This window comes from Ruegeria sp. C11 (genome assembly GCF_056537725.1).
In genome coordinates this window covers 38,082-58,660 of record NZ_JBQFSB010000011.1, presented here as the reverse complement: position 1 = coordinate 58,660, position 20,579 = coordinate 38,082, and the positions used below count along the sequence as shown (strand labels likewise).

At 56.4% G+C, this 20,579-nt stretch carries 22 protein-coding genes; 3 read left to right on the top strand and 19 right to left on the bottom strand.

Features of this window, described 5'->3' with window-relative positions:
- The first annotated feature begins 94 nt into the window (after positions 1-94).
- Positions 95-1,978 carry an amidohydrolase family protein gene (locus tag ACR0NA_RS18095; protein ID WP_480731322.1) on the top strand — a complete coding sequence of 628 codons (1,884 nt, stop codon included), beginning with the start codon at positions 95-97 and terminating at the stop codon, positions 1,976-1,978.
- Positions 1,979-2,052: 74 nt separating this feature from the next.
- Here ACR0NA_RS18095 and ACR0NA_RS18090 read toward each other — a convergent pair whose 3' ends face one another.
- From ACR0NA_RS18090 to ACR0NA_RS18030, 13 genes are all read right to left on the bottom strand, one after another.
- A complete protein-coding gene (locus ACR0NA_RS18090) occupies positions 2,053-2,760 on the bottom strand; it encodes an ABC transporter ATP-binding protein (RefSeq protein WP_170653114.1) in 708 nt (235 codons plus the stop codon).
- Positions 2,760-3,491, bottom strand: coding sequence for an ATP-binding cassette domain-containing protein (locus ACR0NA_RS18085; protein WP_170653116.1), 732 nt, complete (start codon positions 3,489-3,491; stop codon positions 2,760-2,762). Before ACR0NA_RS18085 ends, ACR0NA_RS18090 begins: the two co-directional genes overlap by 1 nt.
- A complete protein-coding gene (locus tag ACR0NA_RS18080; protein WP_480731317.1) occupies positions 3,488-4,435 on the bottom strand; it encodes a branched-chain amino acid ABC transporter permease in 948 nt (315 codons plus the stop codon). The genes ACR0NA_RS18085 and ACR0NA_RS18080 overlap by 4 nt, the downstream gene beginning before the upstream one ends.
- Positions 4,436-4,437: 2 nt before the next feature.
- A complete protein-coding gene (locus ACR0NA_RS18075) occupies positions 4,438-5,289 on the bottom strand; it encodes a branched-chain amino acid ABC transporter permease (RefSeq protein WP_170510277.1) in 852 nt (283 codons plus the stop codon).
- A gap of 65 nt (positions 5,290-5,354) precedes the next feature.
- Positions 5,355-6,635 (bottom strand): ABC transporter substrate-binding protein, encoded by a 1,281-nt coding sequence (locus tag ACR0NA_RS18070; protein ID WP_480450219.1) that lies wholly within the window; start codon positions 6,633-6,635, stop codon positions 5,355-5,357.
- A gap of 96 nt (positions 6,636-6,731) precedes the next feature.
- Entirely contained in the window at positions 6,732-7,142 is a 411-nt protein-coding gene (locus ACR0NA_RS18065) for a Rid family hydrolase (RefSeq protein WP_170653122.1), read from the bottom strand.
- Positions 7,139-8,320, bottom strand: coding sequence for a malate dehydrogenase (locus ACR0NA_RS18060; protein WP_480731312.1), 1,182 nt, complete (start codon positions 8,318-8,320; stop codon positions 7,139-7,141). The genes ACR0NA_RS18065 and ACR0NA_RS18060 overlap by 4 nt, the downstream gene beginning before the upstream one ends.
- Positions 8,320-8,943, bottom strand: a complete 624-nt coding sequence (locus ACR0NA_RS18055) for a BMC domain-containing protein (protein WP_170653126.1) — start codon at positions 8,941-8,943, stop codon at positions 8,320-8,322. Before ACR0NA_RS18055 ends, ACR0NA_RS18060 begins: the two co-directional genes overlap by 1 nt.
- Positions 8,940-10,319, bottom strand: a complete 1,380-nt coding sequence (locus ACR0NA_RS18050) for an aldehyde dehydrogenase family protein (protein ID WP_480731309.1) — start codon at positions 10,317-10,319, stop codon at positions 8,940-8,942. The genes ACR0NA_RS18055 and ACR0NA_RS18050 overlap by 4 nt, the downstream gene beginning before the upstream one ends.
- Positions 10,319-11,503: a hypothetical protein gene (locus tag ACR0NA_RS18045; RefSeq protein WP_480731308.1), complete on the bottom strand. Its 1,185-nt coding sequence runs from the start codon at positions 11,501-11,503 to the stop codon at positions 10,319-10,321. Before ACR0NA_RS18045 ends, ACR0NA_RS18050 begins: the two co-directional genes overlap by 1 nt.
- 23 nt (positions 11,504-11,526) lie before the next feature.
- On the bottom strand, positions 11,527-11,835 hold the full coding sequence (locus tag ACR0NA_RS18040; protein ID WP_170653132.1) for a BMC domain-containing protein: 309 nt from the start codon (positions 11,833-11,835) through the stop codon (positions 11,527-11,529).
- Between the two features lie 44 nt (positions 11,836-11,879).
- Positions 11,880-12,146, bottom strand: coding sequence for a EutN/CcmL family microcompartment protein (locus ACR0NA_RS18035; RefSeq protein WP_480731306.1), 267 nt, complete (start codon positions 12,144-12,146; stop codon positions 11,880-11,882).
- The gene (locus tag ACR0NA_RS18030) at positions 12,146-13,438 is read right to left on the bottom strand and encodes a glutamine synthetase family protein (protein ID WP_480731302.1); all 1,293 of its coding nucleotides are present in this window, start codon (positions 13,436-13,438) and stop codon (positions 12,146-12,148) included. The genes ACR0NA_RS18035 and ACR0NA_RS18030 overlap by 1 nt, the downstream gene beginning before the upstream one ends.
- A gap of 92 nt (positions 13,439-13,530) precedes the next feature.
- Between ACR0NA_RS18030 and ACR0NA_RS18025 the strand changes: the two genes are divergently transcribed.
- Entirely contained in the window at positions 13,531-14,670 is a 1,140-nt protein-coding gene (locus tag ACR0NA_RS18025) for an FAD-dependent oxidoreductase (RefSeq protein WP_480731300.1), read from the top strand.
- On the opposite strand, the gene ACR0NA_RS18020 is transcribed toward ACR0NA_RS18025, so the two are convergent.
- The 5 genes from ACR0NA_RS18020 to ACR0NA_RS18000 all read right to left on the bottom strand — a co-directional run bounded on the left by ACR0NA_RS18020 (position 14,667) and on the right by ACR0NA_RS18000 (position 18,865).
- Complete coding sequence (locus ACR0NA_RS18020) at positions 14,667-15,017, bottom strand: hypothetical protein (RefSeq protein WP_480450211.1); 351 nt, start codon at positions 15,015-15,017, stop codon at positions 14,667-14,669. The two genes, ACR0NA_RS18025 and ACR0NA_RS18020, sit on opposite strands and share 4 nt — an antisense overlap.
- 92 nt (positions 15,018-15,109) lie before the next feature.
- On the bottom strand, positions 15,110-15,805 hold the full coding sequence (locus tag ACR0NA_RS18015; RefSeq protein ID WP_480731297.1) for a type 1 glutamine amidotransferase: 696 nt from the start codon (positions 15,803-15,805) through the stop codon (positions 15,110-15,112).
- Positions 15,802-17,226: an FMN-binding glutamate synthase family protein gene (locus tag ACR0NA_RS18010; protein ID WP_170653143.1), complete on the bottom strand. Its 1,425-nt coding sequence runs from the start codon at positions 17,224-17,226 to the stop codon at positions 15,802-15,804. The genes ACR0NA_RS18015 and ACR0NA_RS18010 overlap by 4 nt, the downstream gene beginning before the upstream one ends.
- The gene (locus ACR0NA_RS18005; protein WP_480731295.1) at positions 17,211-17,924 is read right to left on the bottom strand and encodes a GltB/FmdC/FwdC-like GXGXG domain-containing protein; all 714 of its coding nucleotides are present in this window, start codon (positions 17,922-17,924) and stop codon (positions 17,211-17,213) included. Before ACR0NA_RS18005 ends, ACR0NA_RS18010 begins: the two co-directional genes overlap by 16 nt.
- A complete protein-coding gene (locus ACR0NA_RS18000) occupies positions 17,921-18,865 on the bottom strand; it encodes a class II glutamine amidotransferase domain-containing protein (protein WP_480731293.1) in 945 nt (314 codons plus the stop codon). Before ACR0NA_RS18000 ends, ACR0NA_RS18005 begins: the two co-directional genes overlap by 4 nt.
- A gap of 128 nt (positions 18,866-18,993) precedes the next feature.
- Here ACR0NA_RS18000 and ACR0NA_RS17995 point away from each other — a divergent pair, with 128 nt between their 5' ends.
- On the top strand, positions 18,994-19,662 hold the full coding sequence (locus tag ACR0NA_RS17995) for a GntR family transcriptional regulator (RefSeq protein WP_170653148.1): 669 nt from the start codon (positions 18,994-18,996) through the stop codon (positions 19,660-19,662).
- Between the two features lie 445 nt (positions 19,663-20,107).
- Here the strand turns inward: ACR0NA_RS17995 and ACR0NA_RS17990 are convergent, their stop codons facing one another.
- The gene (locus tag ACR0NA_RS17990) at positions 20,108-20,476 is read right to left on the bottom strand and encodes a hypothetical protein (protein ID WP_480731289.1); all 369 of its coding nucleotides are present in this window, start codon (positions 20,474-20,476) and stop codon (positions 20,108-20,110) included.
- Positions 20,477-20,579: the final 103 nt, after the last annotated feature.

The following is a 20,579-nucleotide window of genomic DNA, read 5'->3' as shown; positions in this document are numbered from 1 at the left end:
GGGCGAAGAGTACGGGGTCTGATATCTAAATATGCCATTTTGTTGATCCGAGTTTGCTTTCAATTATCCTACTGATCAAAGGGAGGGTCTAACCATGCGTACCGTGTTTCTAGCAGGCGCACTGTCTGTTGTTTCTACATTGTGTGTTGCGCAAACTTTTGACGTTGTAATTCTCAACGGTCGCGTAATGGACCCGGAAACCGGGTTCGACCGGATCGCAAACGTCGGAATAAGCAACGGCTGGATCACTGCGATCACTGACGAAGACATTGACGGCAGCGAGGCCATCGATGCGACGGGTCATGTTGTAGCCCCCGGATTTATCGATCTCGAGCAGCATGGGTTGGACCCTTGGGGCATCAAGGTAAACCTTCGTGATGGCGTAACGACCCAAATGGATTTTGAAGTTGGGGCCGCGAACATCGATGAGTGGTATGATGCTCGCGAAGGCGCGACGCAGGCGAACTATGGCACCGTCGTTGGACAGGAATTTGCACGGATGCGGGTTCATGACAGCCTCGTGCTTGAAGGAGGCGATATAGATTTCCGAAACTTCTTCGCACTAAGGGCACAATCTGTGGAAGACGGTGTCGAGGGATGGTCTTCGGTTCCAAGCAACCGTGAGCAGATGAACGAAATCACTGCGCAGCTTGATGAGGGTCTGCGTCTTGGTGCGCTCGGCGTGGGATCGACGATTGGCTATGCCCGAGAAGGTATTACAACCTATGAGATGTTCGAAGCGCAGCGAGCTGCGGCGCGATACGGTAGATTGACCTCTGTCCATCACCGATTTCATCCCAGCGCTTCGACTCCGACAGAAACGCAGACCGGGGTCAATGAGATCCTCGTCAATGCGATGGTTCTTGGCGCCCCGCTGCACATCCATCATGACAATGATTATGGGTGGTGGGAAAATCAGGAAAAACTCCAGATGGCGCGCGACCAAGGCTACAATGTCTGGTCCAGCTATTATCCTTGGACCGCTGGGTCAGGAAACTACGGAGCCTCGATCATCGCACCCGAAAACTGGGAAGGATCGATGGGATACAAATACGAAGGCACCATCTTTGATCCCCAACTTGATCGCTTCGTGACAAAAGACGAGTTCTTGAGCTTCGCAGAAAATGAGCCGGGACGAACAGCCATTGTTTTCAGCCCGCCGAGGGAGCAATGGCTAAACGACTGGATCACCATCGCGGGCTACGGCATCTCGGGCGACGGGATGGCCGGACTGGACATCGAGGGCAATCTGATGAGTTGGGATGCGCCCTATGAAGACTATGCTGGGCATCCCAGATCTGCCGGCAGCCATGCGCTTGTTTTGAGATTGGCGCGCGAAGCGAATGTACCATTAATGCTCACGCTCACTCAGCTAAGCTACATCCATGCAAAGCAGTTGGGCGATACCGGATTGCGGGCAATGCAAGTGCGTGGGCGGATGCAAGAAGGCATGGTTGCGGACATCACAATTTTTGATCCGGAATCCGTGACCGAAAAGGCAAACTATACGCTTGGCCAGCAAGGCCTTCCCTCAGAAGGCATCCCTTACGTGCTCGTCAACGGTGTGATTGTTGTTAAGAACAGCGAAGTTCAGCGAGATGTCTATGCAGGACAGCCGATCCGGTTTCCCGTCGAGGAAAACGGGCGTTTCGTTCCGGCTGGTCGCGAGCAAATCATGGGTATCCTCACGCCGGATACTGGCACTGCCCGTCCAACACTGCTTGAAGAAATCACAAATAATGAAGCCAATTCAACGCCTTTAGCACCACGACCCAATCAGTTAGCCGCTGCAAAACCAACCGACCCTTATGATTGGTTTACACCTCGCAACGGACTGGATGACGGCACCCTCTTTTTTTGCATCGTTCACGCTCGCTTTGAGGATCGTGCAACAGCAAGGCGCGACTATGCGAAGGCTATGATGTCCAGAACTGGGGGATCTAATTCTAGTCAATCGGAGCAACGCAGAGCAAACTAAAGCAGGCAGGTGTTTAGAAAACTTGGCGCATCTCGATCTGAGCGGTGCAATTTAAAAAAACCTTCACAGCCATCTCAATGCCCGCCGAAATAGGCTTCAAGCAATCGCTTATCATTCCGCAATTCGTCTGCCGTGCCTGACGTCTGCATACGCCCCGACTCGAGCACATAAATTCGACTCGCCAGCGACAGCGCAAAATTGGCATTTTGCTCGGTGATCACCACCGTCAGTCCGTATTCCTTGTTAAGTTTGCGCACGACTTCAGCAATTTCGTGACAGATTTTTGGGGCCAGTCCAATCGTGGGCTCGTCGACCAGCAACAGCTCGGGGCTGGTCATGAGCGCGCGACCGAACGAGACCATCTGACGTTCCCCGCCAGACTGGGTCGAAGTCTCCTGCCCTTCCCTCTCTTCGAGACGCGGGAAGAGACTATGCACCATTGCCAGATTGCTCTGGATATCCTCGCGGGCCGTGAAGGCGCCGACCATCAGGTTGTCTCGCACCGACATATAGGGAAACAGGTTGAAACGCTCGGGCGCATAACCCACTCCATGGCGCACAATTTCGGAAGGTGTTCGACCGGCGAGGCTGTGCCCCCTAAGTCGGATGTCGCCCTCAGTTTTGACAAGCCCCATGATGCTGTCCAGCAAGGTCGATTTGCCGGCACCATTGGGGCCGACCACCGCGACAATCTCACCGGGTTGGACGGTGATAGAGATGTCGGTCAGCGCTTGCGCCTTGCCATAGAACGCCGACAGGTTTTCGATTTCCAGATACGACATTACGCGCCTCCCAGATACGAAGCCTGAACAGCCTTGTCGTTCATCACCTCGCTGAACGATCCCTCGGCAATCATGGTGCCTCGTTCGATGGCGATCGCACGGTCGATCAAAGGCTCAAGCGCGGGCAAGTCATGACTGACAATCAGGAAGGTCATCCCATCCTTGCGCATCGACTGAATGAGCTCTGAGATCTGAGCAATCTCCCCTGTGGTGAGACCTGCAAACACCTCATCCAGCAACATCACCCTCGGTGCCGTTGCCATTGTGCGCGCCATTTCCAGCTTGCGCAGATCACCCATGGCCAATTCTGTTGGCGTGCGATCCAGATCCGCTTTGGTAAATCCGACGCTAAGCGCAAGCTCCCGCTCACGTTCTTTATCGGGGGGTGAGACGATCATTTGCCAGATATTGTCGGGCATCAGACCGACCCTGATGTTTTCGGCAACGCTCATGTCGCCAAAGGGGCGCGGGATCTGATAGGTCCGACTGACCCCGGCGCGAATGCGTTGAGGCGTCGACAGCGTCGAAATTTCCTGCCCGAACAGTTCAATCGTACCGCCGTTCTGCCGTAGCTCACCCATGATCTGGCTGAACACGGTTGTCTTGCCTGCGCCATTTGGGCCGATCAACCCCAATGACTCGCCCTCTTTGAGCGAGAACGACAGATCATTCGTCGCGACCAAACCGCCAAAACGCTTCACCAGACCTGAAACCTGCAACGCTACGCTCATGTCGCCCGCCCCTTGCCCAGACTTTTGAAACCACGCCGGACAAGCTCAACAAGGCCTTTCGGCTGATACATGTAGAGAAGCAACGCAATTGCACCGTAGACAAAGTAACGTTCCGCACCGGGAAGAACCGGCCGGAGATACTCTAACAGAAAAGTCATGAAGAATGCGCCGATCATGGGCCCGATGATGGTTGAGGTGCCGCCCAAAAGCGCTGCAACGATGATGGTGAACAGGAAGTTGATATCAAACAGAGCACGCGGCGCGAGCGACCCCAGATAGTGAACATAGAACGCGCCACCCAGGCCCGCAATCATAGCGCTTGTCAGAAAAGCAAAAGCCTTGAGGCGGGTGGTACTGAGGCCCGATCCCCGCACGCTTTCCTCGTTCATTCCGATCGCAGACAAGGCGGTTCCCAGCCGCGTTTTCATCAACAGCCACATGCTGACGGCAATCGCCAACATTAGCGCAGTGGACAGGTAGTATCCGTTCGCAGCGCCACGTGTCAGAGTTTGAATGCCCGACATACCCCGGGTCCCGCCAGTCAGATCCGGTCGAATGACCTGAACCAGTTGATAGAGCAACTCCATGAATGCCAGTGTGACCAAAGCGAAATAGCTGCCGCGAATGCGCAGTGCCGGCAGCAACACCAACAAGCCCGCAATCATGGTGACAACAACAGCGATCGGTATCGAGATTTCGACCGCGACGTCGAACCGCTTTGTCAGGATCGCCGTAGTGTAGGCACCGATACCGATCAGGAACGGGTGGCCAAAGCTCACATATCCTGTTCGGCCCGATAGCACGTCCCAACTAATGGCAAAGATCGCCAGATAGTTCGCAAAGATCATCGTGCGTAACGTCCCGTTCGAGACGAACTGCGGCAACAGGAACATTCCTGCGATCAAGCCGCCCCAGAGCGCAAAGTGAAACCAACGTAGTCCCATCGTCACAACTCCTCGCGGCCAAACAGGCCCTGCGGTCTTGTGACAAGCACGCCGATTATCAAAAGCATGGTGAAGACGCCGCGCAGTTCCGGTGCAAGCGTAGCCACAACAATGACCTCGAGAAATCCGACGATATGGGCGACCACCAGTGTTCCGAGGATCGAACCGATCCCGCCCACGATGACAACGGCCACCGAGATAATCAGTGGTGCCACCCACATGGATGGCGACAACTGAGTATAGCTGGCGAAGAAGACGCCGCCGATCGCCCCCAATGCGCCAGAGATACCCCAGGTGATCAGGTTAATGCGATCAGGGTCTATCCCAGAAATCGCGGCACCTTTGGCATCCATCGACACCGCCTGCATCGCCCGTCCGGTATGCGTCAGCCGGACAAAGGCATATAAACCCAGCAGAATTGCCCAACTGATGAGGGTCGCGATCAGGATATTGTACGTGACCGAGGCCCCTGCCACGTTGATCACACCGGGGACAATCGGCAAAAGGATTTTGCTGCTGTCGCCAAAGACCAATACGATACCCGCTTGAATTACTACCGCCAGGATCAGCGTCGAAATCTCGACAGCCACATGATCCCCTTTGAGCGTTTTGACGATCAGGCGGTATTTCAAGACACCCATCAGCACACCCAGCGCGGCAGCCACGGCAACCCCCATCAGCTTGGGCATCCCAAGCGATTGAGATATCCAAAAGTATATGTAGCCGCCAACCATCAGATAGGCGCCATAGGCGAGATTCAGAACGCGGCCGATGCTGAAGATCAGCGTAAACCCCATTGCAATGAGCGCGTAGAGACCGCTGAGCAAAAGCCCCTGAATCAGTATCTGCAACATGTATGGATCCTTGGCTGCGGGTGCGCGACAGCGCGCACCCGTTTCAAGCTAACGGCGCGACCGGATTACTGCTTCACCCAGCTGGGCAGGGTGAATTCACCTGTCGCGTATTTTTCGGGATACACAACGGCGGCAGTTCCATCTTCGTACCACTGAACCACGACCATTGACGGCGCCGCATCATCGAACGGTTCCGACAGATCAAAGCGGATATTGTGTGGGTATGTGCGGCCTGTTACCGGTTCGACCTCATCATCGCCCCAGAATGCATAGCGCAGCCACAGCTGACCATCCATTTCCAGAACGAGGTCCTGTTTTTTCATCGCATCGGCCCAGCCTTCGACATTGTCGAAACCACCCGCCTCTTCCGCAGCGGCCATGGCCTGTTTCAGACCGTGATAGGCGTTGAATCCGTTGAAATGCGGCAGCAATGGGCGGCTGTCATATTTGGCCTGATAGGTGTCGACAAAGGCCTTGCTGGCCGGGTCAAGTTTGAAACCTACGGACGGGATTGGTGACAGGGTTGAGATGCCGCCACCGGCTCCGCCAGTGTCTTCCCAATACTCCATGCCCAATGCGGATACGTTCACGCCCGTCATCGCCATCGGCACTTGTAGTTTCACATATTGCGACGATACCACCTGCGAATTCACGGACGAGACCTGATAGATGAAATCCGCCCCGGTATCCTGCGCCCGGCTAAAGATCGGTGCAAAGTCGACAGTGGCAACGTCATAGGTGATGATGTCCTTGACCTCGATCCCCGCAACCGGAGCAAGCGCCTCGGTCACCAATCCGGTGATTGCTTCGCCAAACGCTGTATCTTCGGCCAGAATAACAACGGATTCCCACCCCATCTTTTCCTTCAGAACGTCCGCGCCGAAATTGATATAGAGTGTGGCAAGTGCCTCATCCGACGCGATGTTCATGAAGTAAGGCGCCATGCCTTCGGGGTCCTCGACCACCATGTCAATGATACCGATATAGGATGTCCATGTGTCCAGAGTTGGTATCCGGTACTCCTGCATCCGTGGAAGCCAGCCCAACGAGACATCATCGATAGAACCCGAGATGATGAAATCCACTTCTTCGGTTTCGGCCAGATACTCATAGGCCCGCACACCTTCGGTCGGGTCCTGACCGGTATCGGCAGAGACCAAGGTGATCTGTTCCCCCATCACCCCGCCATTTGCATTGAGTTCTTCGATCGCAATCTCGGCGCCGCGCAGGGTCGATAGCCCGGTATCCGAAGAAAGAGATCCGATAAATCCAACCTTGATTTCCGCTGCGGCCGCCGAGGCCATGAGCGCGATGCATGTTCCGCTGAGTAGCGCTGTCTTGATCATCACATTAGCTCCCTGTGTCTCATTATGCCTTTCTTGTATTCTGTATACAGTACACAAGATGATAGTTCGATCAAATCCTTTCTTGGTGACTCATGTTTAGATTCCGCTGATTTCGCCGTTTTCGTCGTGAATTACCGCGTCAACATCGATTTCCACCATCAAACCAGGCTGCGTCAGCCCCGCTTGAACAGCAGTCAGAACCGGGTCGATATCCTTAAAAACTGCTCCGTGAACGCGCGCGAATTCGCCTGCGCGCGACAGATCGGTCAGATAGGCGCGGACCCGACCGACATGTCGCAACTCGGCCCCAACGGCTAGAAGCGCCTCTTCTATGCGCGACAGGATATAGCTTGTCTGGGCTTCAACATCTCCGGGCGCGTGAATCCGCCCGCTGGGTTCGATGGCCGTGGTTCCGGCAACCCAGACGAACGGGCCAATGCGTTTTGCGCGGGAATAAGACGCCACTTCCTCGAACCGTCCGCCTGACTTCCAGGTGCGCAGGGTCACAGGCCCAACCTCGACCGAATGGCATCCGCCGCCTTCTGCAACGCTGCTTGTTCCTGCTCGGTCAGCCGCAGTTCTTCAACCTCGACCAACCCGCTGGATCCGAGATGTGCAGGAACGCCAAGCACCACGCCATCGATGCCGTATTCCCCCTGTAACATGACCGAAACCGGAACCGGGCCAGTGCGTGCACCCCGGATATGGTCGATCAACTCGATCGATGCATGCGCCGGCGCGATGGTCGCAGAACCCGATTTCTTGAGGGCAACGACCTGTCCGCCGCCGGTCACCGCGTCCTGAACACAGGCCTCAATCTGGTCGGGCGACAGAAACACATCCAATGTCCTGCCCTTTATTCTCGCGCGGCTGGGGATCGGTGCCATCTCGTCTCCATGGCTACCAAGGGTAAAAGCTTCGACATCGGCAGGGACAACACCGGCTGCCATGGCAAGGGCATTGCGAAACCGGCTGCTGTCCAGCGTTCCCGCCATTCCAAGCACCTGTTCACGTGGGAACCCGGTGGCGCGCAGCATTTCGACAGTCATTTCATCAAGCGGGTTGGTCACTACGATGACGATAGCATTTGGCGCAGCAGACCGAATGGCCTCGGCTGCCTGACGGATCACGCGCGCATTCACGTCGATCAGATCCGCGCGGCTCATACCCGGGCGTCGGGCGCGGCCTGCGGTTACCACAACCACCTCGGCCCCCGCCACAAGATCCAGCGACTCGCCACCCACGCACCGCGCACGTGCACCGGTGATGCCTGAGGTGTGGTTCAGATCCAATGCTGTTGCAGCAGCCATTCCCGGAGCAATGTCGATCAGCGCAATCTCATCCGCGATATCCTGCATCGCCGCTAGATGCGCCACATTGCCTCCAACTCCTCCGGCCCCGATCAAGGCAAGCTTACCCAGCCTGCGGGCTTTGCGCTTCGCACGCACCGGTGCAACCCATTTAGGCGAACGGCGATACAACACCCGCTGCATCGAGACGGCAGCATCAGTACGCGGCGACTGCGGTTTTTCCAGAGGTCCGTCGACCAATGTAATGCCAACACGTTCAGCCGTTTCGCGAGCCAAAGCGGTCACGATGTCGTCGGGCAATATTTCAAGCACGATCCTGCCGCGACGGCGGGCGTCCTCGACTGCGTCCGAGCCTATGACACGCGGTGCCGCCATCAGCCGGCTTGCCCGTCCACAGCTTCGATCGCGCGCGTCGCGGCCTCGACCGCGGTTTTGACCGAATTTTCCGATCCCGAGATGAACAGGCGACCAAAACGCCCCACGGCGCGCACTTCGACGATGTCGATCTCTGCCGCCTTCTCGGCCTCATTCGCGGCAATTGAGATGTAAGCAGCCGGAGCACACTCCACGATGCCCAACGTCTGCCCCGGAACGATCAGCGCCCCTTTGCGCCATTTATTCAGCAACTGCGCCTGATAGGGTTCGACGCTGGTAATGATCTGTGTGGAACTGATCGACGGCTTCAATCGGTCAGACATCGTGGCACCCAGCTCGGCCAGCATCGCATCGCGCGCGGCGGACACTTCGGCATTCGACGGGGACCGGAGGATGAAGAAACCGAACTCACGCTCGACCATCTGCGTTGTCGCCTCAACCGAGGACGCCTTGAGCGCCCGGTCGATCAACGAAAACACCCCATTACCCGGAGCGAATTCCCCAATCAGAACCGTATCCCCCGACAATGGAACCGATCCCTGCACCGTAGCACCATTATAGGCGGCGAATTTCGGTTGAAGGTTATCGATCTGCATCAGCGCCCGGATCGTAATCTCGCTCATGCGCCATACTCCTCGTAAATGTCGCGCCAGGGTCTGCTTTCATAAGCGACCCGTTTGATGTTGATGAGATGCAGGGCCGTCACGTTGTCCGACGTGATCGATCCCGACCACGTGCCAGTGCCCAACATGAAGGACGGCTCAAGATCCGTGGAATACCCCATGCCGCCCATAATGCCCGGTGTATTCACCAGTACCCGACCAGTGGGAACCGTGGCGAAGCGGGCCACAACCTCTGGGTCGTCCGAGTGAATGACTGAAGAATGACCCCAGCCTTCGAATTTGGCGATAGATTGTGCAAGCTCAATCCCATGGTCCGAGGACTTCGCTTCATAGAACGCTAGAACGGGGTTCAGCTTTTCGGCAGACAGCGGGCGCTGCCAGCCAACTTCGGTTTCTTCTGAAACGAGGCACCGGGTGCGCGGCGGGATTGCAAAACCTGCAGCATCGGCCAGCGCCTGCGGGCTCTGCCCCACTTTATCCGGGTCCATTGCCTGCCTGCGCTTGAAAATCACTTTGGCCAGACGATTGGCCTCGGCAGGCGTACAGAAATAGGCACCTTTCAACTTGAGCTCGTGGCGTAGATCTCTCGCTATCTCGGGATCTGCAATAACCGCCTGTTCACTGACGCAAGCCGTACCGTAGTCGAAGCTTTTCGAAGTCACGATCATCTCGGCCACTTCGGCCAGATCGCGCGCTTTGGACTTGTGAACGTAACACGGTACGTTACCCGCACCGACCGCAAGCGTGGGTTTGCCGCTGGAATAAGCCGCTTTGACCATCGCCGGACCACCAGTTGCCATCACAACCGAGGTGCGGCGATGTTTCATCAATTCAGCAGTTCCCTGGATGGTAACTGAATCAAGACACTGGATGAGGCCTTTAGGAGCGCCCATCTGCTCGGCCACCCGCGCCATGATGCGCACGGTTTCGATGCCGCACTCCACCCCGCGTGGGTGTGGTGCACACACGATAGCGTTGCCTGCCTTTACCGCTGAAAGCACTTTATAAATGATTGTCGACGTCGGGTTCGTCACCGGTATCAGGGCCGCCACGACACCCATCGGTTCTCCGAAGGCTGCTATTTTTGTGGCATCATCCCTCCAAAGCATACCCAGCGTTGTCACATCTCTCAGGTAATCCGCGACAGACAGCGCGTTGAACAGGTTTTTGACCCGCTTGTCCGGGACATTGCCATAGCCGGTTTCCTCAACCGCCATTTGCCCCAACCGTTCGGCTTCCGGTTCAATTGCGCGTGCCATGGCGTCCACAATCGCGTCTACCTGCCCCGGGTCAGTGCCCAGAAAGGCGCGATAGGCTTCAAAAGCGCTATCTGCAGCGCGCCTGGCGGCAGCGATCGATTTCAGATCTGCATCCATCATGAAGCTCCGGTGGCGATGGTATCAAAGATACGGCGGGCCTGATCTACATCGCCCGCAGAAACGCCAATGGTTTCGAGGCGTCGTCCGGCGGCGGCAATGTCGGCGCCCAAAATTCGGTCAGACATGGAAATCAAGCTGTTCGTTAGCGGGCATGGGATACTTGCAAGCTCACCGGCCGAAACCAGAGGCACAAGCGATCCCAACACCCCGTCGCGCATCAATCCGCGAGACGTTTGCTGACCCGGGATTGGACGTGCGCCCGGGCCGCGTTCTGCACCAGCAAAGGTGGAAATCCATTGCTCCGTATCCGGCAAATTGCGAACTCCAAAGGCAGCCGCTATGCGTCGCCGCTCATCCGCCAGGCCATGGATCACTTCTTTCTGGTCAGATCCGATCAAAGACGCAAAGGTCTGATTGGCCTCTAACGGTACGCCTCCCATCGGTACAGCAGGACCACCAGAGCCCATTGCAGCCCCGCCGAGGATCAGCGCAGGTATCTCAACCGCGGCTGATAGATCGTTGAAGCCGGACGCCAAAACCGAGTCAACGACCTGAACGTTACCAAGATACGTAGACAAGCCATCAAGAACCTCTTCGCGCCCGCGCGGCAAAGTCGCCGCAGCCATCGGATCCGCCTGCGTAAGCGTCAAGGCTGCCCCCTCGGAACGGAACCAATAGGGCAGTCCTTGTACTTCGACCAGAGTGACGTCTGCGGTGCAGCCTCCGATCCGCAATAGCCAGGCTGTTTCAACGGCGCCCAGTGATCGACCCGGTGCAAGAACCAGTATCTGTCCATCGCTTAGATGATCGGCCAGAACCATGGCATATGTGCGCTGCTTGTGAATTGGCCCGGTCAGAAATATCACCTGCGAGTCGCGGACCGCTGCATCCAGCTCAGCGGTCGTGCGTACAGAAGGCCCGTCGCGATCAACCTGATAGGTCCCAACCGGACCCTCGCCCCGAAGCGAGATGCCTGAGGATTGGGCCAATAGCGAAAGTTCAGCCCCATAGGCCGAAAACAATGTGACCTCAGCCCCTTCGGCAAGACACAGCGCTGCCAACAGGCGCGCATCGGCCCCGCCACCCAGCACCGCTATTCGGTCGAGCTTGGGTCGTTCGGGTGCACCCCGGGTCGCGCCACGTGTAGCCGCACGCGTGAATTCCTCGAAACCGGCAGACATATCGCCTCCTTAAAGCGGGCGGATCAGGCCGCAGAGCCAGCGCCGAGGCCGTCAATGATGGCCTCAAGCTCATCGTGAGGGCGCGCGATCACGTGGACGGATACGACTTCGCCGACTTTGTTTGCTGCTGTGGCACCCGCATCCGTTGCCGCCTTGACCGCGCCGACTTCACCCCGCACAAGAGTGGTGACCAGACCACCACCAGCCTTTGTCTGGCCTACGATTGACACGCTGGCCGCCTTGACCATTGCATCTGCTGCTTCGATCGCGCCGACAAGTCCGCGCGTTTCGATCATGCCCAGGGCCATCTGCCCCGCCACTGGTTTCGCCATTTTCAGTTCCTCCAACGAAATTTAGTTGTTTGATGTCATGTGATTCAGGTCGTGGACACACGGTCCACAATCGCGATGATTGCCAGGTCAACCGGTGCCGAAGACAGACCTGTCGCCATACGCGCAGCCGAGCCGCTTACCACCAGAACGGTATCCCCGACCCCGGCACCGCAGGTATCGACAGAAACCCGCGCCGGATCGATCACCTTGCCTTTACTGTCGACCAGATCTGTCACCAGCAGTTTTGCACCGACCAGTTTTGCGTCTTTGGCCGTGGCCGTGACGGTCCCGGTGACCTTGCCCAATTGCATCAGAAAGTCCTCAGGTAGCGGTCCAGCTCAACCTGCGTGACCTGTTGATTAAAGAACTCAAGTTCGCGCTCAGCCTGCTGCAGAACCAGCTCCCAAGTCATTTCTCCCATGACATCACGCAGCCACTCTGACCCTCGCGCCAGATCAATGGCAGTTGACAAGTCAGTAGGGATGGGATCGCCAATTCCGTCTTCATAGGCGTTGCCCATAGTCGGCTCAGAAGGTTTAAGCCCCTCTTCAATCCCGTCCAGCCCCGCTGCGATTTCCGCAGCCAGCAGAAGGTAGGGGTTCGCATCCGCACCGGCGTCACGCTTTTCAACGCGTACGGCAGTGTCAGAACCTTCGATGACACGAATGCCGACGGTGCGATTGTCGTACCCCCAGCTCGCGTTGATGGGGCAAAACGTATAGGGCTGGCGGCGGCGATAGCCATTGACCGTACCACTGCCGCAGATTGCCGTTTCACACATGCGCTTCTGTAGCCCGGCGATGAATGATTTGCCGGTGTCATTAATCTTGCCGCCGTCTGCAAAGACGTTCTTTCCGTCTTTCCAAAGCGAATAGTGCGTGTGGAACCCGTTACCTGACTGATCAAAGAACGGCTTTGGCATGAAGGTCGCCAGATACCCGTGTGCGATCCCCAATTGGCGGATCAGTGATTTGAACAAAACGACGCGATCGGCCGCTTCAAGCGCCTCGCCATAGCGAATATTCACTTCAATCTGACCGGCGGCATATTCCGGGTTCGATTGTTCGATCGGAATGCCGCATTCGTTGATCTGTTGACGAATTGGGCCGACGATGTGCTCCATCCGCGCCGCCCGTCCCAAGCCATAGACCTGAATCCCACTGTCACGCGGCTGCCCGGTCTCCGGGTCCAGAAGATAGAATTCCAATTCTGTTCCTACATTGACCTCGAAACCCATCTCGCGAGCACGCTCAACCTGACGCACCAGCGCCTGCCTTGGATCAATGGGCACCGGCTTGTGATCCATGCCCTCGGCACGTCCAAAGCAAACGGCGACGCCCGGCTCCCACGGGACGGCAACAGGTTGCGTCATCGGGAAGACGTGCATATCGGGGTAGCCATTGTCGAAATTGACATAGGGCGTGTCCCAGACATCGCATGTCATGTCGATCGCCATCAGTGCAATCGATAGCGCATTTCCGCTTTTGCAGACGTGCTCCCAGTGACTGGCCGGAATGCGCTTGCCACGCATGATGCCGTTGAGATCCCCAACACCAAGTATGACGGTGTGTGTGCCCTCGGGCAGATCAAACCCCGAACTCATTTGCGCGCGCTCCCTGTTTTTTGGCTTTATAATTGCTGTATTCTGTATACAGTATTCACAAAGCCAATCGATAAACAAGGAAAATCTGCGTCATGCCCAAGAGCTCGGTCATTGTTGTCGGAGGCGGCATCGTCGGCGTCATGACAGCGCTTACACTACAACGACGTGGCGAGACGGTGACCCTGATTGATCGTTGGGAACCCGGACATTCTCGTGCATCTTCAACAGATTACAACCGTGTGATCCGTGCAATCTCGGGGCGCGACGAGTTCTATACGCGGTGGGCTCGTGAAAGCCGCCTGCGCTGGCTGGAGCTTCAGGCTGAAAGCGGGCAGAACCTTATGTATGAATGCGGCGCACTGATTCTGGCGACAGGCGGCCATTGTGATTGGGAAAACGCCACTGCCGAAACTTTCGACCGGGTTGGCGTACCCTATTACAAATTCGGACGGCAAGATATCGAATCGCGATTCCCCCAGTTTCGCGTTCCTGACATCGAATACGCCCTGTTCGAGCCCGAAGCCGGAATGCTGATGGCACACCGCTGTGTCTTGACCGGGCTGGAACTGTTTCGCCGCGCGGGCGGGACTGTGCAGCGTGGCCGCGTGACCACCGATGCTTCAGAGCGTCCAATGCTGGATGGAAAGCCGCTTGAGTCGGACCTCATCGTTGTCTCAACCGGCCCCTGGATGGCGGATATGTTCCCCAAATCGATCAAGCCGATATCGACGGTGGTTGGTGTAAACGTCCTCTATACGTCGACACCCGATGGGTCCGAGGATTTCGACATGAGCCGGATGCCCTGCTGGATCGATCATGGTCAGGGCTCTTTTGGTTTGCCCTCGTCCGAAGGTTCGGGCGTAAAGGCGGCAGTCGTCATTCCGGATAAGATTGATCTGGACAATGACGAAAGGCTAATTCGGAAGGAAACGCTGGGTCGCACTCGCAGCTACATCCGCCATCGTCTTCCAGGCCTTGAAGGTGAGCGGGTGGTGGATTCCAAATTCAACCAGATTATCCTGACACCCGACACGCATTTTATTGTCGACTGGCACCCTGAACATGAGAACGTCCTGTTCGCCGGTGGGTGTTCTGGGCATCTGTTCAAGCATGCACCGGTCTTTGCCGAGTTTGTCGCAGGTGTAGGGATGAAGGATTTTGGAACGGCTGATCGCTTCAAGATCGCCGGGCGTAGAAAGCTGAGCCCAAAAGAAAGCCCCAGCGGTCGCTAGCTTTGGGAAAGCGCAGCATAAAGACCGGAATTCGGGCACTTTTCCTGCGGCAATCGCTCACCTGATCGGATTGCGTCACGGCAGGTCTTTGCCTGACGGCAATGCCCACATTTTTCAGCCAACTCTAAGCCAAGCTCGGGATGTGCATTAAGATCGTCTACGCTTAGGCCAAACTGACGAGCCATTGATAGAATACGTTCCCGCGCATTGGGTGCACCAGATCGCAACATGGCCAGATCGGCCCGAGACAGACCGAGATCCGACAACTCCAGATCGCTGATACTTCCTTCACGCGGTGCATTCACGATCCGTGCAATTTTCTCGAAGAAATCCTTGTATCCTGTCATTCCCCAACCTCCCATCTTACCGTGTATACAGTATACATGTGGGGGATTGACCGGACTTGATCAGGATCAAGGAACCTTTGTCTAGCGGTGTATCACACGAGGGCGTAGGAACCTCGGAACAGCTCCACCGCCTGGCGCGCGGCAAGATCTTCCGAAACTTTTGCGGCGTTGACTGTGGATAAACTCGCGTCCGCTTCTTCGGGCGTCAAAAGAACCTCTCGAACCCGTTTCAGAAGTTCACGCAAATGATCCGCCCTGTATTCGGGATGAAACTGCACCGACCGTGCAGGAAAATCATAGTCCAACGCGCCCACAGGGCAGTGGCTTGCTGATCCCGTGACCCGAGCGGAGTCCGGAACGCGTGTCACCTGATCCTGATGCCAGACAAATGCATCAGCACTCTCTCCTGCAAAGTCGAAAGGACGCGCACCGACAATATTGCCGACCTCTGCCTTCTCGGACCGTCCACCATAGACGTCGGCCATGATTTGGTGCCCGAAACAAATTCCGAAAACAGGTTTGCGGTGATCCCGCAGCCGTTCAAGAAAATCACGAAGCGGCTGCATCCATTCGGTGTCATCATAAACACCACATTCCGATCCGCCCACGATGACACCGTCAAAATCATTGTGATCGGGAAGTGGTGCACCATCGACGATCCCAGCCACCGCGAACTCGGCCTCTGGCAGATGCGGAGCGATCCACTCCTGTATCTGATGTGCGGTTCGCGGCACCCCTTCGAGCAAAGGCAAAGGGTGGCTGGTCAGTTCAAGAACCGATATCCTCACCAGTCAAAGGCCCTGTCAATTCCGGCCATTTTCACGCCGGTAAAAGCCGACGCTTCAAAGCTGAGCGCGCGCAGATCCTCGGTTTCCAGATTATGAACCGAAGACTTGCCGCATGCCTTGGCCAGCGCCGTTATCTCCATGGTCATGGCCGTCAGATACCGCGCTATGCGTTCCGCCCCGGCGTGCGGGTTCATCCGCGCTTCCAGGGTTTCATCTTGTGTCGCAATGCCGACCGGACAACGACCCGTGTGACAATGGTGGCACGCACCGGGGGAAGTTCCCAAGGCGGCGTAATCCTCAAGATAACGTGGACTGTTGCATCCTAGGGCAACCATGGCCGCATTTCCGATCATCACAGCGTCCGCGCCAAGTGCCAAACATTTCGCGGCATCCACGCCGGACCGAATGCCACCAGCAGCCACGAGGGAAACCTTGCCGGTCATGCCGCATTCATCCAAAGCTTCGCGCGCGGCACGAATGGCGCTCATCGTTGGGATACCAGTATGGTTCAGCAACAGCTCCGGAGACGCACCGGTGCCACCTTCGGCACCATCAACGACCACAACATCTGCACCCGCTTTGGCAGCAACCGCCACGTCAAACCGGGGTCGTGTTGCGCCCATCTTGATGAAGATCGGGACCTGATAGTTGGTGGCAATACGCAGCTCTTCGATCTTCACTGACAAATCGTCAGCACCAAGGAAATCAGGGTGGCGGATGGTCGACCGCTGATCGACGCCTTCAGGCAATGTTCGCATCTGGCTGACCCGGGGGCTGACTTTCATGCCCAGCAGCAGTCCGCCGGTTCCCGGTTTCGCCCCCTGCCCCACGACCAGCTCCAAGGCATCCGCGCGGCGCAAATGGTCCAGATCCACTCCATATCGGGCGGGCGACATCTGATAGAGCAGGCGTTGGGAGGCTTCGCGTTCCTCTTCCAGCATGCCACCCTCACCCGTGCAGGTCATGGTCCCCACTTTCGAGGCCCCATAACCCAGCGATGCCTTTGCCGATGCCGACAAGGCCCCGAAGGACATCGAGGCAATATAGATCGGGATTTTCAATTCAAGCGGACGTTCTACCAAACCACGCCCTCCGCCCAAAACGGTCGTCGTATCACAACTCTCGCGATAGCCTTCCAAAGGTAGGCGAGTCATCGTTGCAGGGACGAACGTTAGGTCATCAAAGGTCGGCAATTGCTTGTTGAACGTATTGTACCCGCGCACCTGATAGCGCCCGAGCTGCGCCAACGCATGAACTTCCGAGATCGCCTCGGGTGTCCAGCGGGTCGACCCTCCCTCATCGTAAGAGGATGGCACACCGGCTGGGCGGCCGTCGATCGCACCTGCATCACGGAACCTGATTTCCTCTTCCGAGGCGACGTCGAACGGATATTCGTAAGGTTTACTCAGATCATGAGCCATGCGCTTGCGTCCCTGCTTTCAAAATACCAAAGACGCTGGCCCGAAACCATTTTGCGCCAATTTCGCGAACTGTCGACCAGCCCGAGCGGGTCGAGGATCGCATCGACCTCGGCCACTTCTTCAGCTGTCGGTTCGATTACGTCGACATCCACACCCAGGCTATCGACCTCTCCGGCTACCCAGACCTCGCCTTCCCACAGCGCGTCAGCGCAGGATTCCCCTGCCCCGCCAAGCGCGATGATGCGCCCGGAATGTGCCATGAAGCCGGACTGATAACCGATCTTGCCTTCGACAACGATGTTTCCGCCTTTCATCGCGACGCCGACCCGTGGACCCGCATCGCCTTTGACATGTATCGTGCCGCCAATCATCGCAGCGCCACAGGACATACCTGCATAACCGCCGACGGTGATGTGACCCTTGGCCATGCCCTCACCAACCGCCCAGCCGCAGTTACGCTCGATTGAGATATTTGCACCGGTGTTGAGACCGCCGCAGTAATAGCCAACCGATCCCTCAAAGGTGATATCCACATTGTCCGGCAATCCCACACCCAAGTTATGGCGCGATAGGGTGTCCACGACACGGATGGGTCGGCCGGTTGCACAGGCCTCCATGATGTCACGGTTCACCTCGCGGATATGGCGCTTGCCAACTTCGATGACAATCTCATCCATCTTTGCTGCCACCCTGTTCATGCCGCCAAGCTCCGGTTTCCGACGCCCCAGATGCCAGTCAACGACGGGCCGTCATAGTTGATCACATCGCATTCCTCGGCCATCACCCGGCGGACCGCTTGCTCTTCGGTCGCTGCTGCCAGATCGCCACTGCGGTTGACGACAACCAGAGGCTTCATGGCAAATCGATCTTTGGCAAAACCGATCCCGTTCGGAGTTGCAATCATGTAGGTAAAGACGCCGTCGATCGAAGTGATCGACTTCTTAAGCGCCTGCTCCATCGTCAGCCCGGCCTTCATCTGGTCGCTGACCCAGACGGCAATCAACTCGCTGTCATTCTCAGTCAGGAACCGATAGCCCATCCGGGTCAGCTTATCGCGCCAGGTGAAATAATCGGTGATTTGCCCGTTATGCACGATCGCGACATCCGAAAACGGGCGCGCCCAAAACGGATGAGAGGCGTTGGGCAATACCGAGCTTTCCGTGGCCAGCCGCGCGTGCCCCAGCCCGTGTGTTCCAATCATATCGCGGACACCATGCTTTTCGGCCACCGCCTCTGCGCCACCGATATCCTTGATGATCTCAAGACTGCGGCCGCAGGATTGTATTTCGATACGATCCGTCAACTCATCCGAGTCCGCGACCCAAGCTTGCAGATTTGCTGGATCCGAAATCTCCATCCGAAAGCAGTAGTGGCGGTTTTGGTCCGTGAGAACTTTGGGGTCAGAAAGGAAGCTGCTGTTGTGTTCACGCAAAACGGCCTCGAACTCGGACAGATCAGAATCCTGCCGCGACTTGTCGAACCCCATTCCCCGCAGAACGTACCCCGTTTCCCGCGGCAAACCGTAAACGGCAAATCCGGTACTATCGGCGCCGCGGTGTTCCTGCGCATCCATCAGGTCAACCAGATCCGCCCCAACCTTCCCGGGCGCGGCCAGTATTCTACCAGCAATTCCACACATAAAGAGCTCCCTGTTCATCCGCGTCTGTATACTGTATACAGTACACAGGTAATAGCAACCCCATTCGCCTTGGCACCCGCTGCTTTTTTGAATACAGAATTCGAAAAGAACAGAAAGAGAGGCCCCGAGTGGCTCTGAAACAGATCAAAACACAACGTAGACGCCTTGCTGACGAGGTCTATGACCAATTGGTCGAAGCCATCATGAGTCGCGAGATTACCGGTGATGATCGGCTGGTGCAGGAAAAATTGGCCGCCGAATTGAACATCAGCCGCACACCCGTGCGCGAGGCGCTTATGCGGTTGGAAACCGAAGGCGTGTTGGAAGTTGCCGCAAGCGGTGGATTTCGGCTGGCCCGCATGGACCAGGCTGAGGTTAGACAATTGTATCAGGCCCGAGCCGCGATCGAAGGGCAAGCTGCACGGATTCTTGCTGTTCATGCAGAACCAGAGGTGCTCGATCGTCTGCGCGAGCTCATTCGTCGGGAAGAAGATCTGACTCACCCAACGACACGGGACTACTTTATCGCAAACCGGCGCATTCACCGTGCCTTCATGGTAGAGGCTGGCAACAAATTTCTGATCGACATGTTCGATATGATTTGGGGCAAAGCCATGGCGTTCCACTTGTTTTCGGCAATCGAAAACGTTGATATTTCAAAATCCCTTGGGAACCATCTGACGCTCGTTGATGCGATTGCTACGGGCGACGTGACCGAAGCCTTGGAAACATTCACTCGTCACATTCAGGAGGGTTTCGATTTGCAGATTGAGGGTCTCAAAGAAGTCACACACTGACAAAGGTTCCGCTTCAAAGTTCCAGGTCAGTCACATAGATTGATTGTGCTGCAAAACTTTGGAAAGGAGGGGATTAGCCTTCGCTTTGGTGCACCTATCCAGCGACTTCGGCAAATAGCCGAAAGCCTGAGGTCGTAGCGCTGGGAAATGCCTCTATCGGCCATGTTTTCTTCCAGGTCGCGATGGCACACTGTGTGCGCAGGTAGAAGCACACAGCGTACAGAGCCACATCCTTGGGGAAGTGACAGCCTTCTAATTAGACCATGTTTAAGTCTGTTCCGCGGGACCAAACGTCAAGTCACGAATGCTGGTCAATAAAGCTCCAAAGCTAACGGCACATCTCTTCGCTCATACCCAGCGTTGAGCTGGTTTTCGAAACACGCCGATTGACTCAAGCACGCCAACAGGTTTTTTGGCATAGTAGAATTAAGCTAAATGGATGCTGCTAGTTATTGGCGACAAGGGAGATGAGCGTGCGATACATCGTACGAGGTTTAATTTTGTGTGGTGCGATCGCACTTGTCGTAATTGTCGCCGCCTGGCTTGTTCTATCATCCTCATTGTTTTCTTCGATGAGGACTGCTTTTGTTGAAAGCCAGATTTCTAAAAGCCTGGGCCAAACCGTCGAAATTGAAAATGAAGTACGAGTAAGTCTGGGTCGAAAGTTGGGGGTATCGGCTACGGGGTTGGTCCTGCCCGGTACATCGGCTGCTGATAGTAACCTTGCAGAAATCGACAGGTTTGCGTTCGAAGTTTCGGCAAAAGACTTATGGAATGGCAGGTTGTCTTTGAGCAACCTATCCGTGGCGGGCATTCATCTTAACCTTATTACCGCTGAAGATGGCACAACCTCTTGGCAGCCCTTTTCCACGTCCGGGGAAGAGAATGATAAACCCGCCAAACACCGGGACACCTCT